Annotated in this window: 12 protein-coding genes and 3 pseudogenes; 6 read left to right on the top strand and 9 right to left on the bottom strand. The window is 56.2% G+C overall.

Annotated features, from left to right (window positions below):
• Positions 1-166 precede the first annotated feature (166 nt).
• Positions 167-268: pseudogene (locus GS605_RS20695) on the top strand (IS5/IS1182 family transposase); the annotation flags it as partial.
• An 83-nt stretch (positions 269-351) separates the two neighbouring features.
• Here the strand turns inward: GS605_RS20695 and GS605_RS20700 are convergent.
• The 7 genes from GS605_RS20700 to GS605_RS20730 all read right to left on the bottom strand — a co-directional run bounded on the left by GS605_RS20700 (position 352) and on the right by GS605_RS20730 (position 7976).
• Positions 352-762 (bottom strand): universal stress protein, encoded by a 411-nt coding sequence (locus GS605_RS20700; protein WP_171176310.1) that lies wholly within the window; start codon positions 760-762, stop codon positions 352-354.
• A 141-nt stretch (positions 763-903) separates the two neighbouring features.
• Positions 904-2196, bottom strand: a complete 1293-nt coding sequence (locus GS605_RS20705) for a TRAP transporter large permease (RefSeq protein ID WP_171725186.1) — start codon at positions 2194-2196, stop codon at positions 904-906.
• Complete coding sequence (locus GS605_RS20710) at positions 2193-2780, bottom strand: TRAP transporter small permease (RefSeq protein WP_170417478.1); 588 nt, start codon at positions 2778-2780, stop codon at positions 2193-2195. The genes GS605_RS20705 and GS605_RS20710 overlap by 4 nt, the downstream gene beginning before the upstream one ends.
• A 99-nt stretch (positions 2781-2879) precedes the next feature.
• The gene (dctP, locus tag GS605_RS20715; RefSeq protein ID WP_171725195.1) at positions 2880-3869 is read right to left on the bottom strand and encodes a TRAP transporter substrate-binding protein DctP; all 990 of its coding nucleotides are present in this window, start codon (positions 3867-3869) and stop codon (positions 2880-2882) included.
• Positions 3870-3972: 103 nt separating this feature from the next.
• Positions 3973-5082: an alanine dehydrogenase gene (gene ald, locus GS605_RS20720; RefSeq protein ID WP_171636599.1), complete on the bottom strand. Its 1110-nt coding sequence runs from the start codon at positions 5080-5082 to the stop codon at positions 3973-3975.
• 25 nt (positions 5083-5107) lie between these two features.
• Positions 5108-6619: a CoA-acylating methylmalonate-semialdehyde dehydrogenase gene (locus GS605_RS20725; protein ID WP_171725187.1), complete on the bottom strand. Its 1512-nt coding sequence runs from the start codon at positions 6617-6619 to the stop codon at positions 5108-5110.
• Positions 6620-6653: 34 nt separating this feature from the next.
• Positions 6654-7976 carry an aspartate aminotransferase family protein gene (locus tag GS605_RS20730; RefSeq protein ID WP_171725188.1) on the bottom strand — a complete coding sequence of 441 codons (1323 nt, stop codon included), beginning with the start codon at positions 7974-7976 and terminating at the stop codon, positions 6654-6656.
• A 155-nt stretch (positions 7977-8131) separates the two neighbouring features.
• Here GS605_RS20730 and GS605_RS20735 point away from each other — a divergent pair, with 155 nt between their 5' ends.
• Positions 8132-8686 (top strand): cupin domain-containing protein, encoded by a 555-nt coding sequence (locus tag GS605_RS20735; RefSeq protein ID WP_171725189.1) that lies wholly within the window; start codon positions 8132-8134, stop codon positions 8684-8686.
• A gap of 348 nt (positions 8687-9034) precedes the next feature.
• Here GS605_RS20735 and GS605_RS20740 read toward each other — a convergent pair whose 3' ends face one another.
• Positions 9035-9904, bottom strand: coding sequence for a LysR family transcriptional regulator (locus GS605_RS20740; protein ID WP_171725190.1), 870 nt, complete (start codon positions 9902-9904; stop codon positions 9035-9037).
• A gap of 94 nt (positions 9905-9998) precedes the next feature.
• Here GS605_RS20740 and acdA point away from each other — a divergent pair, with 94 nt between their 5' ends.
• The 4 genes and pseudogenes from acdA to GS605_RS20760 all read left to right on the top strand — a co-directional run.
• Positions 9999-11216 (top strand): 3-sulfinopropanoyl-CoA desulfinase, encoded by a 1218-nt coding sequence (acdA, locus tag GS605_RS20745; protein ID WP_171725191.1) that lies wholly within the window; start codon positions 9999-10001, stop codon positions 11214-11216.
• Positions 11217-11224: 8 nt separating this feature from the next.
• A complete protein-coding gene (locus GS605_RS20750) occupies positions 11225-12847 on the top strand; it encodes a thiamine pyrophosphate-binding protein (RefSeq protein ID WP_171725192.1) in 1623 nt (540 codons plus the stop codon).
• Positions 12834-13586: an aminotransferase class I/II-fold pyridoxal phosphate-dependent enzyme gene (locus GS605_RS20755; protein WP_171725193.1), complete on the top strand. Its 753-nt coding sequence runs from the start codon at positions 12834-12836 to the stop codon at positions 13584-13586. The genes GS605_RS20750 and GS605_RS20755 overlap by 14 nt, the downstream gene beginning before the upstream one ends.
• Positions 13583-14056 (top strand): annotated as a pseudogene (locus GS605_RS20760) (CaiB/BaiF CoA transferase family protein); the annotation flags it as partial. The gene GS605_RS20755 and the pseudogene GS605_RS20760, both read left to right, overlap by 4 nt.
• A gap of 74 nt (positions 14057-14130) precedes the next feature.
• Here GS605_RS20760 and GS605_RS20765 read toward each other — a convergent pair.
• Positions 14131-15593: pseudogene (locus tag GS605_RS20765) on the bottom strand (IS3 family transposase).
• Between the last annotated feature and the right edge of the window lie 193 nt (positions 15594-15786).

The raw sequence follows: 15786 nt of genomic DNA on the forward strand, positions 1-15786 counted from the left end.
TGCGCCTTTGAATGAGATTGTCACAGTCTGCTCCTGTCATTTAGAGCATGCGCTACCAAAACTAAGCTTGACCTGACAGGTGGGAACAAAGTTTGCGACAGAACCTTCTGGCTGAACTTATCCTGCTGAGCGGCATGGTTTGCGCGCACTTCTATGGAGGCCCAATAGGCTCAAGGACTGGAGGCGCGTAGCGACACGTTATGATCGCTGTCCCAAAGTCTTCCGCTCCGCAATCGCACTTGCAGCAACCGTCATCTATTGGTTATGAATCCTGACCCCAGGTCGCATTGAGACGTGCTTATCACCGCAGATTTCTCAGGGCAAAGTTGCTAAATATTGTGGGTGCCAGCGTCACAGACGTAGTACATGCACCGAACACTGAGCATGGCGAACAACGAGAGCAGCCGTGGAACCCAAAAAGAACTCTTTCATCCCAGGTTTATGTGAAGCGAGGACGATACAGTCGATGCCATGTTTGTTGGCGTATTCGGTGATTGCGCGACCTGCCGATTGGCTCTCGAGCAGGATAGACGACACGTCGGTCTCACTTGTTAGGCGCTCGGCCAAGCGCGCCTTTGCTTTCTGGAGAGATTTTTCTGCAATCCCCTCATCCATATAGTACATTATCTGTCTGTTCGGGGGCTCATGGATATGCGCGGCAGTGATTTTTCCACCTTCGGAAACAAGGGCATGTGCCGCCGCAAGCGCGTGTTCACTGATGCCATGCTCCAGCGACAGCGCGACTAGAATATTTTTGTACATTTTAAACCTCCGTGTTTTTGGTTTTCAGTTTTCTTCTGCGAACTGGCCTCTCCCACTTCATCTTTAGGAGGGCGCTCAGGCACCCCAGCCGAAAGTTGGGGTGCGTGCTATTTCGTCTTGGGCTTTTGCGCTTTCTTGCCACTACCGGCTGAGCAGGAGATCAGGCAGGAAGAGAGCCAACTCTGGTACAAAAGTCGTCAGCATCAGCGTCGGAAGCCATGCAAAGACAATGAAGATCAAAGTCGGCCACAGCATGCGCGAAACCGGCTCATCACAGACCTGAGCTCCAAGGTAAAGCAGCGGCGCAGTTGGAGGGGTGATGTTCGCCATACCCAGGTTCACGCCAATCACAGCCGCAAAATGGATCGGATCCATTCCAGTGCTCTGCGCGATGGGCAGCAAGATCGGTGTCGCCAGCAGCAAACCCGAGATATCGTCCATCAGCATCCCGATCAGGATCATCACGACGTTGATCATCAGAAGGATGACGACCGGATTGTCCGAAACGGAATAGACCAGATCTTTGGCCAACTGAGGGGCACCCTGCGAGATCAGGTTGTCCGACACGATCAGAACCATGAAGATCATGACCATGACCACACCAATCGTAACACCGGAATTCTGGATGGTCTGGGCCAGAGTTTTCCAGGTCAGGCCACGATAGAAGTAGATCGCGATTGGGATCGAGTAGACCACTGCGATACCGGCGGCTTCGGTCGGTGTCATGATACCGCCATAGATTCCGCCCAGAATGATCAGAGGCATCATAAGCGCAGGTCCGGCCAGGCGCGCCTGAACTCCGAATGTCGGCAGAAACGGTTTAGGACGTTCCGTCAGGTTAATGTCGTCATACTTCCGCAGCATGAACTGATTAACGATTATCAATAGCGTGATCAGGATGATCGCCGGAATGACCGTGGACAAGAAGCACTTTAGTACATGCTGCTGTGCGACCCAGCCATAAAGGATGTGCGACGAACTCGGTGGGATCAACAGACCTAAGGGGCTGGCCGCTACGATCAAAGCCGCAGATTGCCCACCCGGATAGTTGGCCTTTTTAAGGTGGGGCATCATGATGCCGCCAATACAGGTCAGCGTTGCGTTCGCACTGCCGGAGATAGAGCCGAACACACCGCAGGCCAGTACTCCTGCCGCGCTCAATCCCCCTTTGATATGGCCAATGAACATTTCAGCCAACGAGACAAGAGGGGCGGCAATTTTGCCTTTTTCCATGATGCCACCAGCGATCATGAAGAGCGGGATCGCCAAAAGCACCAATGAACGGATGCCTGTAGAGCCGGTCGGCAGGTAGCCGGTGATGGATTGATCTCCAACAATTGCGATGAAAATCAAGACCGATCCGAATGCCACGTAAACGCTAACGCCCAACAGCAGCATTAAGCAGACAATAAGGAGACTTCCTCCGATGATCATTGGGTTTCTCCTTTTTGCATTTCTGATCTCAGGGGAAGCCCGAGCCCCTTGCGGATGTGTACGTACAAGTATGCCGCCGTGAACGTTGCCATGAGGCCAAAGGCAATCATGATTGCGATCCGCCAGGTCACAAATGGAATGCGCAGCACCGGGGTTGCGCGCAACCGCGGAAATGAGAAGTCATCAAGCAGCGAAACGTAGCACGCATACATGAGAAACAGGATCACCAGCACCTCGACTGTCAGGACGACAAAGCCGCGCCACCAGATCAACCGGGGGTTTTGGATTACAATGCCTAGAATGTCCGCGTTGATATGCAGGTTGCGGGCAGAGGCCAGCACTGCGCCTGCAAAAAACCCGATGATGCTAATGCCCAAAAGCCACTCTTCGTAGGCAAACAGATCACCGCCAAATCCATAGCGAATGACAACAACTGCCCCAAATGTGAAAGCCATCAGGAAACCGGCAAACATAACGATCTGCCTCATGACAAAGGCCACTGCTTTCAGCGGATATCCTATAATAACCGGCAACTCGTCAGTGATTTTTTGCGAGCTCTTCTTTTCTGCACTTTCGACGACCAACGGACGTTCAGCTTCAGAACTAGACATCTTTCTCCCTCCCTTTGTTGCGCCAAAAACCAAAGAAGGGCCAGCTGATCTGCTGGCCCTTCTTCTCAGTGTTTATTGCTGTTCCTTTGCTGCCAGCAGGCGGTCGATGATGTCCTGACCGACGTTTTGTGCCATCGCGGGCCAGACCGTTTCCTGGACATGAGCGGCCATCGCAGCTTGTTCTTCGTCGCTCAGGCGCAGGATGGTGTAGCCTTTGTCGAGTAGTTTCTGGCCGAACACCTCGTCATTCTCACGGTTGTAGGCAAAGAAGTCTTCGGACGCCTTGGTCATCGCGGCCTGCAGCGCGGCACGCTGTTCGTCGTTCAACTTGTTGAGCGTCCGCTGCGACGCATAGAAAGTTGTCAGCTCTGAGATCGAGTTGTATTCGACAAAGTGAGTGCCAACATCTGACTTGGCGAAGATCGAGTAGGTCGCAGTCTTGGTGCAGCAGATGGCCCCATCGACAATGCCGGCCTGAAGTGCGGGGAAAATGTCGCCCCATGCCATGGTGGTCGCCTGGTAACCCAGTTCTTCGACCATCGACTTCACGACGCTGGACGACCAGACACGAATGTTCATGCCTTTGTCGTCAAAGGTATTCCAGTTGTCGGGCTCTTGCGAAGCAACGATACCGATGAACCCCTCCGGATTCTGTGCCATCACGCGAACACCGTATTCGTCGGTGATCTCTTGCAGGATGGTGTTGAACTCGGAATCCATGTTCAAAAGCGTGCTTTCCATGTCATCCCAGCCGCCCAGCAGGAACGGCATTGACAGGAATTCCAAACGCGGATCGGTATCGGCATAGATGAACGCCGATGCCAGGTCGATATTACCGCGCGCAACATCTTCGAACAGCGCCTCACCCGAACCCAGTTGGTTTGCCGGGAATACTTCGATCTTCAAGCCGACGTCTGCTGCCGCGACATCCGCTGCGACCTGCTCCATCATTTTCGTGCCCTGATGGTCAATCGGGAACACACCGGCAAAGCGCAGAGTCATGTCTTCTGCTGCGGCTTCTGTTGAGATTGTGGTTGCAGCAAGCAAAGCCGCGGCACCCATCGCGCCAAGGGCGCGGCGGTTAATCTTCGTAATCATTAGGTTTCCTCCTCAGTGGTGGGTCTCCCGCCGCATTGCGCGCGGCGGGACGTTTCTTTGCTTCAATTCAGCAAAGTTCCGGGGCGATGAACTCATATCCAAGATCATCGGCCACAGCTTTGTATGTCACCTTCCCGTGGGCCACGTTCAGGCCGTTCATAAGGTGACGATTGTCTGCGAGTGCTTGCTTCCACCCATTGTTGGCAATGGCCAGAGCATGCGGCAGCGTGACGTTATTCAGTGCATAGGTCGACGTTCGGGCGACTGCGCCCGGCATGTTGGCGACGCAGTAGTGAACAACATCGTCGACAACATACGTGGGCTCTGCGTGAGTGGTGGCTTTGGACGTTTCAAAGCAGCCGCCCTGATCGATCGCCACGTCCACGACGACCGCACCGGGTTTCATTTTCGAGATCAGCTCGCGCGTGACCAGCTTGGGTGCAGCGGCACCCGGGATCAGAACCGCGCCCACAACCAGATCGGCATTGGTGACTTCTTCCTCCAGCGCAGCCTTGGTCGAATAGACAACCTTGGCGGACGCCTCGAAATGGTTCTCCAACTTCTCAAGAACTGCCGGATTGCGGTCTAGAATGGTCACGTCCGCGTGCAAGCCAACAGCCATCTGAGCCGCATTGAACCCAACAACACCGCCACCGATGACCACAACTTTGCCGGGCTTCACGCCGGGCACGCCGCCCAGCAATACGCCCAGACCGCCCTTTGCTTTCTCCAAAGCGCTGGCACCGGCCTGGATCGACATGCGACCGGCAACCTGGCTCATCGGTTTCAGCAGGGGCAGACCGCCATTATCGTCGGTGACTGTCTCGTAAGCGATGCAGACAGCGCCCGAGTTGACCAGATCTTTGGTCTGTTCCGGGTCGGGGGCCAGATGCAAATAGGTGTATAGGATTTGACCTTCGCGCAGCATGGCGCGTTCCACAGCCTGAGGTTCCTTCACCTTCACGATCATCTCTGCATTGGCAAAGATATCGGCTGCGGTTTCGGCGATCTCTGCGCCCGCGGCCCGGTACGCATCATCATCCGCGCCGATGCCGATGCCGGCATTGGTTTCCACGATGACGTTGTGACCATGAGAAACCAGTTCCGCGACGCTTTCGGGGGTCAGGCCAACCCGATATTCATGGTTCTTGATTTCCTTGGGAACACCAATGAACATTTTCTTCACTCCTTGGATCGGATGATCATTTTGCCGTTGGCATGACGAATTCGGCACCTTCCGAGATGCTCTCGGGCCAGCGCTGCATGATGGATTTCTGCTTGGTGTAGAAACGAACGCCCTCTTCGCCATAGGCGTGCATGTCGCCGAAAAGGCTCTTCTTCCAGCCGCCAAAGCCGTGCCATGCCATCGGAACCGGGATCGGGACGTTGACGCCGACCATGCCGACCTGAACCTGTTTGCCGAACTCACGCGCAACGTTGCCGTCACGGGTGAACAGTGACACGCCGTTGCCGAACTCGTGGTCGTTGATCAGTTGAAGGCCTTCGGCAAAGTTCGAGACGCGGACGCAGGACAGGACGGGGCCAAAGATCTCTTCCTTGTAGATCTTCATGTCGGGCGTGACGTTGTCGAACAGGGTGCCGCCCAGGAAGAACCCTTCTTCGTGCCCTTCGACGGTATAGTCGCGACCATCGACTAGCAGGTCAGCACCCTCTGCAACACCAGAGTCGATGTAGCCTTTGATCCGATCACGCGCAGCGGCGGTGACAATCGGGCCCATCTCGGCGTCCAGTTCAAGGCCATTCTTGATCTTCAGAGTTTCGGCGCGCTCTTTCAGGACCGGCATCAGTTTGTCGGCGGCATCGCCAACCAACAGGGCAACAGAAATCGCCATGCAGCGTTCGCCCGCCGACCCGAAGGCCGCACCAATCAGGGCGTCGGCAGCCTTGTTCATGTCGGCATCGGGCATCACCAGCATGTGGTTCTTTGCGCCACCCAGAGCCTGAACCCGTTTGCCGTGCCGAGCACCAACTTCGTAGATATAGTTCGCAATCGGGGTCGAACCGACGAAGGACACGGCCTTGACGTCGTCGTTCTCCAACAACGCGTCCACGGCGACCTTGTCACCTTGTACGACGTTGAACACACCATCAGGGAAACCTGCCTTCTGCATCAGATTCGCGTACAGCAGAGAGGCCGACGGATCGGTCGGAGACGGCTTCAGGATAAAGGTATTGCCTGCGGCGATGGCGATCGGGAACATCCACATCGGCACCATGACCGGGAAGTTGAAGGGAGTGATCCCGGCGACAACCCCCAATGCCTGACGCGTGGTCCAGTTGTCCATTCCAGTAGACACCTGCTCCGTGTAATCGCCTTTGAGGAGTTGAGGGATGCCGCAGGCAAACTCGATGATGTCGATGCCGCGCTCAACTTCACCCTGCGCGTCCGTAAACACCTTGCCGTGTTCGACGGTGATGGCGCGGGCCAGATCGTCCTTATGCTCGCGCACCAGGGCCAGGAAGTTGTTCATCAGGCGGGCGCGGCGGATCGGCGGGGTATTCGACCACTTGGGAAACGCTGCTTTGGCAGCTGCAACCGCATCGTCAACCGTCTGTACCGTCGCCAGCGACACCGCGCCGGTTTGCGCCCCGGTTGCAGGGTTGAATACCGGCTGGGTCTTCTCACCAGAAGGAGCAGTGATTTGGCCATTAATGTAGTGGCCGATCAAAGCGATCGGGGATGCATCTTTCATGATGTCAGTCCTTTTTGGGGTTAGAAGTCAGTGGTCATGGCAAGTCAGCCAATACTTCTCCGAGTGTTTGATAGAGTGTCGTTATTTCAGGTTCCGAAATGATAAGCGGCGGCGACAAGGCGATGATGTCACCGGTGACACGGATCATTATTCCGGCATCCCAGGCCCGCTTCATTGCATCATAGCCCCGTGCACCCGGCGCGCCTTCTCGTGGGGCGAGTTCAATTGCGCCAACCAGTCCCAGGTTGCGAATATCGATCACATTCGGCAGCCCTTTAAGGCTGTGAAGCTGATCCTCCCAAGGCTGCGATAGCAACGCGGCGCGGCGGAACAGGTCGTTCTGTTCATAGCTCTTCAAAGCTGCCAGCGCGGCGGCACAGGACACCGGATTTGCGGAATAGGTATAGCCATGGAACAGTTCGATCGGCGCATCGGCGTTTTCCATCGCCGAGTCGTAGATCTTATCGGACACAATGACCGCACCCATCGGAATTACGCCGTTGGTCAGGCCTTTGGCGGTCGTGATGATGTCTGGCTTTACATCAAAATAATCTGATGCCGTCGCCGCACCCAGACGACCAAATGCAGTGATTACCTCGTCGAAGATCAGCAGAATGCCATGTCGGTCGCAGATCTCACGCAGTCGCTTCAAGTATCCTTTCGGCGGCAGAAGCACACCGGTTGAACCGGCCATTGGTTCGACGATCACAGCCGCAATGGTCGAGGCGTCATGCAAAGCAACCAAACGCTCCAGATCGTCCGCCAACTCTGCCCCGTGTTGCGGGCAACCGCGAGAGAATGCGTTTTTCTCCAGATCATGCGTGTGACGTAGATGATCAACACCGGTCAGGAGCGTGCCGAAATGCATGCGGTTCTTGACGATGCCGCCAACCGAAATGCCACCAAACCCTGTGCCATGATACCCGCGCTCGCGCCCGATCAGGCGGGTGCGCGCTCCATCGCCTCGCATCCGATGGTAATGCAGTGCGATCTTGAGCGCCGTATCGACGGACTCGGAGCCAGAGTTGGTGAAGAAGGCGTGATTCATTCCCTCAGGCATCATCGCGGTCAGCTTTGCCGACAACTCAAACGCCTGAGGGTGGGAGAACTGGAAATTCGGCGCATAGTCCAACTCGTGCACCTGCTTCTGCACGGCTTCTACGATCAGCGGATCCCGGTGGCCCGCGTTGACGCACCACAGTCCGGCGGTGCCATCCATGACCTTCCGACCGTCGGAACTGGTGTAATACATTCCTTCAGCCGATTGGATCATCCGGGGCTCGCGAAGGAAATCACGATTGGCCGAAAACGGCATCCAAAACGATGACATTGTGTTGGGTTGATCGAGCACGTACATTCCTCGTGAAGCAGATTTTCATTTGATGACAGATCTTTGCAGAGTTCGCGCCTTCCGCATACCCGGCTTTGTTTTAATCTGTAAGTTATTGAAAAAAATCGTTGCGCCCTTAGAATGCTTTCGATCCAAAGCGGGAAAGCACTGGAGTAACGGTTATGTCATCAGATCTCGAAACAGCCCGTCGTCTAAAGTTGATTCGAACGACCAAAGGCCTCAGTCAACGCGAAATTGCGAAACGCGCAGGAGTGGGTAGCGGAACGATTTCTCAGATCGAGAGTGGATCAACTCAACCTTCCGTGGCGCTGCTAAAAAAGATCCTTGCCGCAGTCGATGTCAACTTGGGTTTTTTCTTCAGTTTCGAATTGCAGAACGAGGAGTCGTTTTTTTATCCGCACGAAAGAATGCGCGACCTTGGTTCAACCGGAGTTTCCTATTTGCTCGTCGCAGGTGAGCGCCGAGACAGAAAATTACAGATGCTAATCGAGGAGTACGAAGTAGGTGCCGACTCGGGGCGAGCTGAACTGTCTCACGAAGGTGAGGAATGCGCGGTTGTGATAGAGGGCCGTCTTGAAGTCACGGTTGATGGGCAGTCGAGGGTGCTGGGGCCAGGTGATGCGTATTACTTCTCAAGCATTTTGCCACACAGGTTTCGGAATGCCGGTGATGCGCCGTGCAAGGTGATCAGCGCATGCACACCTTCGTCGTTCTGACTGAACCACAAGAGCTCTTTTGTGAGCGTTTTCAATATTTCGCGGAATGGTGAAATTCGACAACCAACTCGTAATGTCGAGGTGAAGTCGACATTCACAACCAGGAGCCAATTGTCGGTTTTCTTACGCGGTTCCGAACGGCGAATTCTTATCGGATTTCGCGCTTGCCGTGAATGGCCGGAATGCGTGCGCGGCTGCAGAAATCCAACGAAGTGCGCAAAGTCGGTTCTGGGCCGTCCTTAACGGCGAGGGCTCCGCATAGCCAGGACCGACTACTTGAATTCGAAACTTGTTCCGAAGCTTGTGCCCCTCCGGCACGATTCAAACCAGCCCTCACACCTCTACCATTTAGGCATTGTCGACCGAAAACAGAGCCGCAAGCGCTGCTTCGCGTCCGGCCAACGCGCCGTCGCACACAGTTGCGAGAACCAGCTTTCTGGCCGAAGCCTTTGGAAGTTGGATACTTTTGACCTCTGCGGACCGATATCGGACAACGTCCGGTGCAGGCAGAAGCGTAAATCCCAGTCCCGCTGAGACACATTCCATGATGGCTTCCAGGTTATCGAGAACGATCGTCTCGGACTCCTTTGGTCGGTCATGCTTCAACATTTCGCCTGCGATAAGTTTCCCGATGCCCGTGTTGGGCATGAAGTGAAAGAAGGGCTGCTCACTCAGCAAACCCGTGAGGCCGTCCACTAGGAGGGTTTCATGGGCCGCAAAAACAAAAGGTTCTTCCCTCAGCACCAATTCTGACAGCGCATCAGGAACGCCTTCGGCATCCGTGACAAGCGCCGCGTCGAGTTGCCCATTCACAACCTTATCCTGCAGCACTTTTGAGAGCCCGGTCTCAAACGCGAAGGTCGCCTGTGGAGCATCGCGCTTGGCGTTCTTCAGAAAGTCAGGCAGCAGTCGGACGGCGGCGGAGGTCACAAAGCCGATCCGGAAATGTCCAACCAAAGTATCCGTGGGCCTGCACAGATCGAGAAGCTTGTCCTCGCGTTGCAGCAGCGGCGTCGCGGCCTCGACGATGGTTCGTCCGATGGGTGTCAAGCGCGGTGGCCGCACGGTGCGATCAAAGAGATCGACGCCGAGTTCCGTTTCCAAAGCCTTCATCTGCATGGAAAGAGCGGACAAAGTCATGTTCAGCTGCTCAGCTGCTTTAGCAAAGGAGCCGACCTTGGACACGCGGACCAGGGTTCTGAGAGAACGTGTCTGCATTACTTAAGAAACTCTGTATTTGATATCAAATCTTATTCGATTGTGTTGGACTTTAGCAAGCGTATTCTGACCAGAAGAGAATGAGGGACTTGCCATGACACATCCGCTTGTTGACGTCGCAAAAGAGTTGGTGCCGGGATTTGAGAAACGCGCTGCAGAGTGGGACAAATCCCGTGTCTACTGCTGGCAGAACGTTGGTGAACTCGCCGATGCCGGGATCATGGGGATGTCTATTCCGAAGGAATATGGCGGTCAGGGCGCAAGCTTTCTCGACGTGGCCATGGTGGTCGAAGAGATCGCCAAGGCCTGCACGCTTACGGCGCGCGTCGTTGTCGAAGGCAATATGGGCGGCATCAGCGCAGTCATGGGCTACGGCAATGATGAGCAGAAAGCCTTTTGCGCGTCCCATGTTCTGTCCGGCGACAAACCCGCGATTTGCATCACCGAACCTGAGGCCGGGAGTGCTGCAACTGAGATGCTGACCACGGCGCGCAAACAGGGTGATCGATACATCCTCAACGGCACCAAGCACTGGATCACCGGCGGCGGCGTGTCAAAACTCCACCTCATCTTTGCCCGCGTCCTCGATGAAGCGGGTGTCGAGCAAGGCATTGGCGGTTTCATCCTTCATGCCGATCCGCTCTCGGGCGAGATGCCAAAAGGGTTCGCCGTGGTGGGCCGCGAATATACGATGGGCCTTTGCGGGATGCCGGAAGCGGAACTTCGATTTGAGAATGTCGAGATCGAAGAAAAGTGGTTGGTCAAACCGCCATCTGGCCTCAAGCGCGGCTTTGCCGACCTCATGAATGCTTACAATTCACAACGCGTCGGCGCGGGTACCATCGCCATGGGTGTCGCCGCCGGGGCGCTCGAACATGCCAAGCGTTACCTCCATGAGCGGGAGCAGTTCGGGCGTCCGCTTGCGGAGTTCCAAGGCCTTCAATGGATGGTCGCGGATATGGACACGCAGGTCCATGCGGCGCGGCTGATGTTGCATGAGGCGGCGCGGTCGTGCGGCCCGAATGGCAGCCAATACCCTGACATGACAATGGCCGCCCGTGCCAAGCTCTTTGCCTCCGAGATGGCGATCAAAGTCGTCAGTGACGCGCTGCAGATGTTCGGTGCACGTGGCTACTGCGACCGCGAGCCGTTGGAGCGGATGTATCGGGATGTGCGCATGTTCACCATTGGCGGTGGAACAGCGCAAGTCCTGAGAACTCAAATCGCCGGGACCGTTCTTGGGATCAAAACACCACAGACGCGTGACGGATATGCGCGCCTCACGACAGCAGCGCGCTTCGCGGCTGAATAGGAGACTCTATGAAAACTGAGAAAGACCTTCGGGCCGCCGACCTCGTCGCGCGGCGGCTCTACGAGGCTGGCTGCAGGCATGCATTTGGTATGCCGGGTGGCGAGGTGCTGACGATAGTCGATGCGCTCAAAACGGCCGGTATCAAATTCATTCTGTGCAAGCACGAAAACAGTGCCGGCTTTATGGCCGAGGGCGCGCATCACATGACGGGCGCGCCCGGCATTCTGGTGGCGACAGTCGGGCCGGGGGCTGTCAACGGCGTCAATGTCGTCGCGAATGCACAGCAAGACCGCGTGCCCTTGATCGTCCTGACGGGCTGTGTCGATGCAACCGAAGCCCTGACCTATACCCATCAGGTTTTAGATCATCAGGCTGTATTCCGTCCCATCACCAAGGCGAGCTTCGTGCTGACTGCGGATGGAGCGGATACGATTGCAGACAAGGCCGTTGCAATTGCAACGGATGGCCGGGACGGTCCTGTTCACATCGACGTCCCGATCTCCGTGGCCGATGCAAAGCCTGGACCCGTTGAGATGCGCCGCCGGGCCAAGGTCAGCGCGGTTGTTCCTGGGGAAGATGATCTCACGCTGGCCCGCTCATGGCTCGCGTCTTCCAAGCGACCCGTGATGATCGCTGGCCTGGATGCGCTCAAGGACAATGCGAGCGCCGCTGTTTTGCGTTTTTGCGAAGCGCATAACGTACCGGTCATTACGACTTACAAAGCCAAAGGCATCATCGCGGAAGATCATCCGCTCTGCCTTGGCGGAGCGGGCCTGTCGCCAAAGAACGATGATATCCTACTGCCCTTTGTGAAGGAGGCTGATCTGATCATCTGTGCTGGCTACGACCCAATCGAAATGCGGGTTGGGTGGCGCGATGTCTGGGACCCTGAAATTGTCAATGTCATCGACATCACCGCCGAGCCCAACACCCACTACATGCACCAATCGACCCTCCAACTCGTCAGCCATGTCGGACTAACGTTGGACGCTTTGTCAGATTGCATTGCGACAACGCCGAGCTGGTCGGGGGGCGGGATCGACGACGTGCGTGACAGCCTGACCAAGGCCGTTGCCGAGACGGAGGCGTGGGGACCTGGTGTGGTCATCGATACCTGTCGCGACGTGCTGCCAAAGAACACTGTCGCTACCGTCGATTCCGGCGCGCACCGGATTCTGCTATCCCAGAAGTGGTCCTGCTACGCGCCTAAGGGCCTGTTGCAGTCGTCTGCTCTCTGCACGATGGGCTGCGCGGTTCCGCTCGCAATGGGTGCCTCCCTGATCGAGCCCGAGCGAACCGTCGTGTCTTTTTCCGGTGATGCCGGCATGCTGATGGTCGCCGGCGAATTGTCGACAGCAGCGGAACTTGGGTTGAAGACCATTTTCGTGGTCTTTGTGGACGCCAGCCTCGCGCTGATTGAAATCAAACAGCGCAGCCGTCAGCTCAAGAACGCGGGCGTCGATTTCGACAAGCACGACTTTGCCCGATTGGCCGAAGCCTTCGGAGGCAGCGGGCATACCGTTGGCAACGCCGAAGAACTGAAGGCTGCACTCATGGAAGCCCGGAGCGCGGACAGTTTCACAGTCATTGCTGCGGTGATTGATCGGGGCGCATACGATGGACGGATCTGATATGCGTGCAGACCGCCTCGCGGCAGTCGCGCCCTCGATGATCATGGAGCTCGTCGCTAAGGCCCGCGCTTTGAAAGCGCAGCTCTCTGCTATTGCGGAGGTGTTGCGCCGCCACCCCCATCTCTGGGTTCAAAGCGACGACATTTACGAGCATCTGATGTTCGATGATCACCGCTTCGTCTCGATCCTAAATGTTGCTCCCGACCTGAAACCAAGAGCCTTGCTGGTCGACGGCGTCTCGAAGGTCTTTGCAATGACCGGGTGGCGCATCGGCTACGGCGCGGGTCCGGCATCCCTGATCGTGGCAATGAATGTGGTCCAAGGTCAGAGCAGCACACATGCCTGTTCCATCTCACAAGCGGCGTCGGTTGCGGCACTTGATGGTCCGGCGGAGTTTTTTGCAGACCGCGCAAAAAGCTTCGAACACCGCCGCAACATCGTCGTTGATGCGCTGAACGGGATCGACGGCATCTTCTGTTTGCGACCGGAAGGTGCTTTCTATGTCTTCCCGCATGTTGGAGGCCTCATCGGTCAAACCACACGCGACGGCGCGGTTTTGAAAGACGACACTGCGGTCAGCGTTTGGCTTTTGGACAAACACCATCCGTCGACCGTTCCGGGCGCTGCCTTTGGGTTGTTGCCCCATATCCGTATCTCGACGGCTGCATCCGAGGAGGACCTTCGATCCGCGTGCGTCCGCATCAAGGCCACGGTCGGGTCTCTGAGGGACGCGGCATGACGGGTCTTCTTTCGGGACTGAAGGTCCTCGATCTCATTGGCATTCTGGCCGGTCCCACATGCACGCAGCTTCTTGCGGATATGGGAGCGGATGTCATCAAGGTCGAAAATCCTCTCACGGCCGGGGATGACACCAGAAGCTGGGGGCCGCCTTTCTTCGATGAGTTGGAAAGTAATGTCGCGGACCTCAGCGCTTATTTTGATTGCACCAATAGGAGCAAACGATCCATCGCCATCGATCTTGCAAGCGCCGAGGGGCAGGAGGCGATCAAGCAACTCGCAGCCGTGTCTGACGTTTTGGTCGAAAACTTCAAACCCGGCGCGCTGAAGAAATTTGGCCTCGACTATGAGAGCCTGTCCACGATCTCTCCATGTCTTGTCTATTGCTCGATTTCCGGCTTCGGCCAGACGGGACCGAATGCCAGAAAACCGGGCTATGACCTTATGGCGCAAGCCTATGGTGGGATCATGTGTCCGTCGTCAGGGATTTTGGGACAGATGGCGGCCTGAGCTAAGAGAGGATCTGGCGCATCTGTTTGGTTTGATTATGCGGCGGTTTTGCGGTGAAGCAATCGCCGGGTTTCGATTGTCTTCCGTTTGATCCTTTCTCGTTGTTTCAGAACGGTGTGGCCGCGCTCGAAGTAGACATCGGCCGGGGTGAGGTTTTTCAGGCTCTCGTGATAGCGCCGGTGGTTGTAGTGATCGACGAAAGCATCGATCTTTTGCCGGAGATCACCGGGCAGGTAGTAGTTTTCCAGCAAAATGCGGTTCTTCAAGGTCTGGTGCCAGCGCTCGATCTTTCCCTGAGTTTGCGGATGGTATGGCGCCCCTCGGACATGATCCATTTCCTGATCTTCCAGCCATTCAGCAAGTTCACCAGAGATATAACTGGATCCGTTATCACTGAGCAGCCGTGGCTTGTGGAAGACGGTCGCCTGGGCACAGCCCGAAGCCTGCAAAGCCAGGTCCAGCGTATCGGTGACATCACTGGCCTTCATCGTCGTGCAGAGCTTCCAGGCGATGATGTAGCGGCTGTAATCATCGAGGATGGTCGATAGATAGAACCAGCCCCAGCCGACCACCTTCAGGTAAGTGAAGTCGGTCTGCCGGAGTTGATTCGGCCGAGTGGTTTTGTCCCGGAACTCGTCGGCCGCCGATGGAACCACATAGGCCGGGCTGGTGATCAGGTCGTAAGACTTGAGAATGCGATACCCGTTCGTCGGGTGATCCGTCCACTGGACAGATCACTGATCCTCCTTACCCTCTGACACAAAGTACTTTTCCGTGTCGGTGAATTGCACGGCCAGTTCGCGCGGCGACAGATCGCTTTCCTTCAGAGCCAGGGCCTTGATCCTCTCGAGCACTGGCGTGGGAATGCGGGTCCAGACACGTGATGGCTTGGGACTACGATCCTCAAGCTCCTCAGGACCACCCGACAGATACCGGTCATACCAGCGATAGAAGGTGGTCTTCGGGATGCCCAGCTTCTCCAAAGTGCGCTTGGTCGGGAGATGCGAACCTTCGACGAGGCGGATGATCTCCAGTTTTTCGGATGCGGCCCTCTCATCGCTGCAGACAGCGACTGCCGGGTGACAGATATCTCATTCGTCGTCGCCCCCATCTGTCACCTGACAGGCGCATGCAAAGCATGCTGCCGAGAGGGCGCGATCATGCTTTTTTTGAGCAGGCGCAGTTCCAGGGCCTGTTCTGCCACAACTTCTTTCAGATCGCGGGCCTCACGGCGCAGGCCTTTGACCTCGGTCGATGTCGCAGCACGTGCCGTGTCGCCTGCCAGACGTTTCTTGCCGGCTTCCAGAAATTCCTTGGACCAGCTGTAGTACAGACTCTGGGCGATGCCCTCTCGACGGCACAGCTCCGCAATGCTGTCCTCACCCTTCAGACCGTCCAGCACGATCCTGATCTTCTCTTCAGCTGTATATTGCTTGCGCGTCGCGCGGCAGTTGTCTTTGACAACTTTCTCGCCGTGGCTCTGCTTGGTTCCGGTCATGCGCTACGTTTGATCCACTGGATCAAACGCTTAACGCTTTGACCTATCTCATCTCCACTCCTTGGCGGTTACGATGAGCCAGAAAACCTCTCTTATCAAATCGACCTAAACTGTCCCATTGGTGCTGACGTCAGACAAATCGAACTGCCCAACCAAAGCCGCGTTGCCGAGTTGGGATATGAAGAACACGCGC

This window comes from Ruegeria sp. HKCCD7559, assembly GCF_013110575.1.
Lineage (GTDB): Bacteria > Pseudomonadota > Alphaproteobacteria > Rhodobacterales > Rhodobacteraceae > Ruegeria.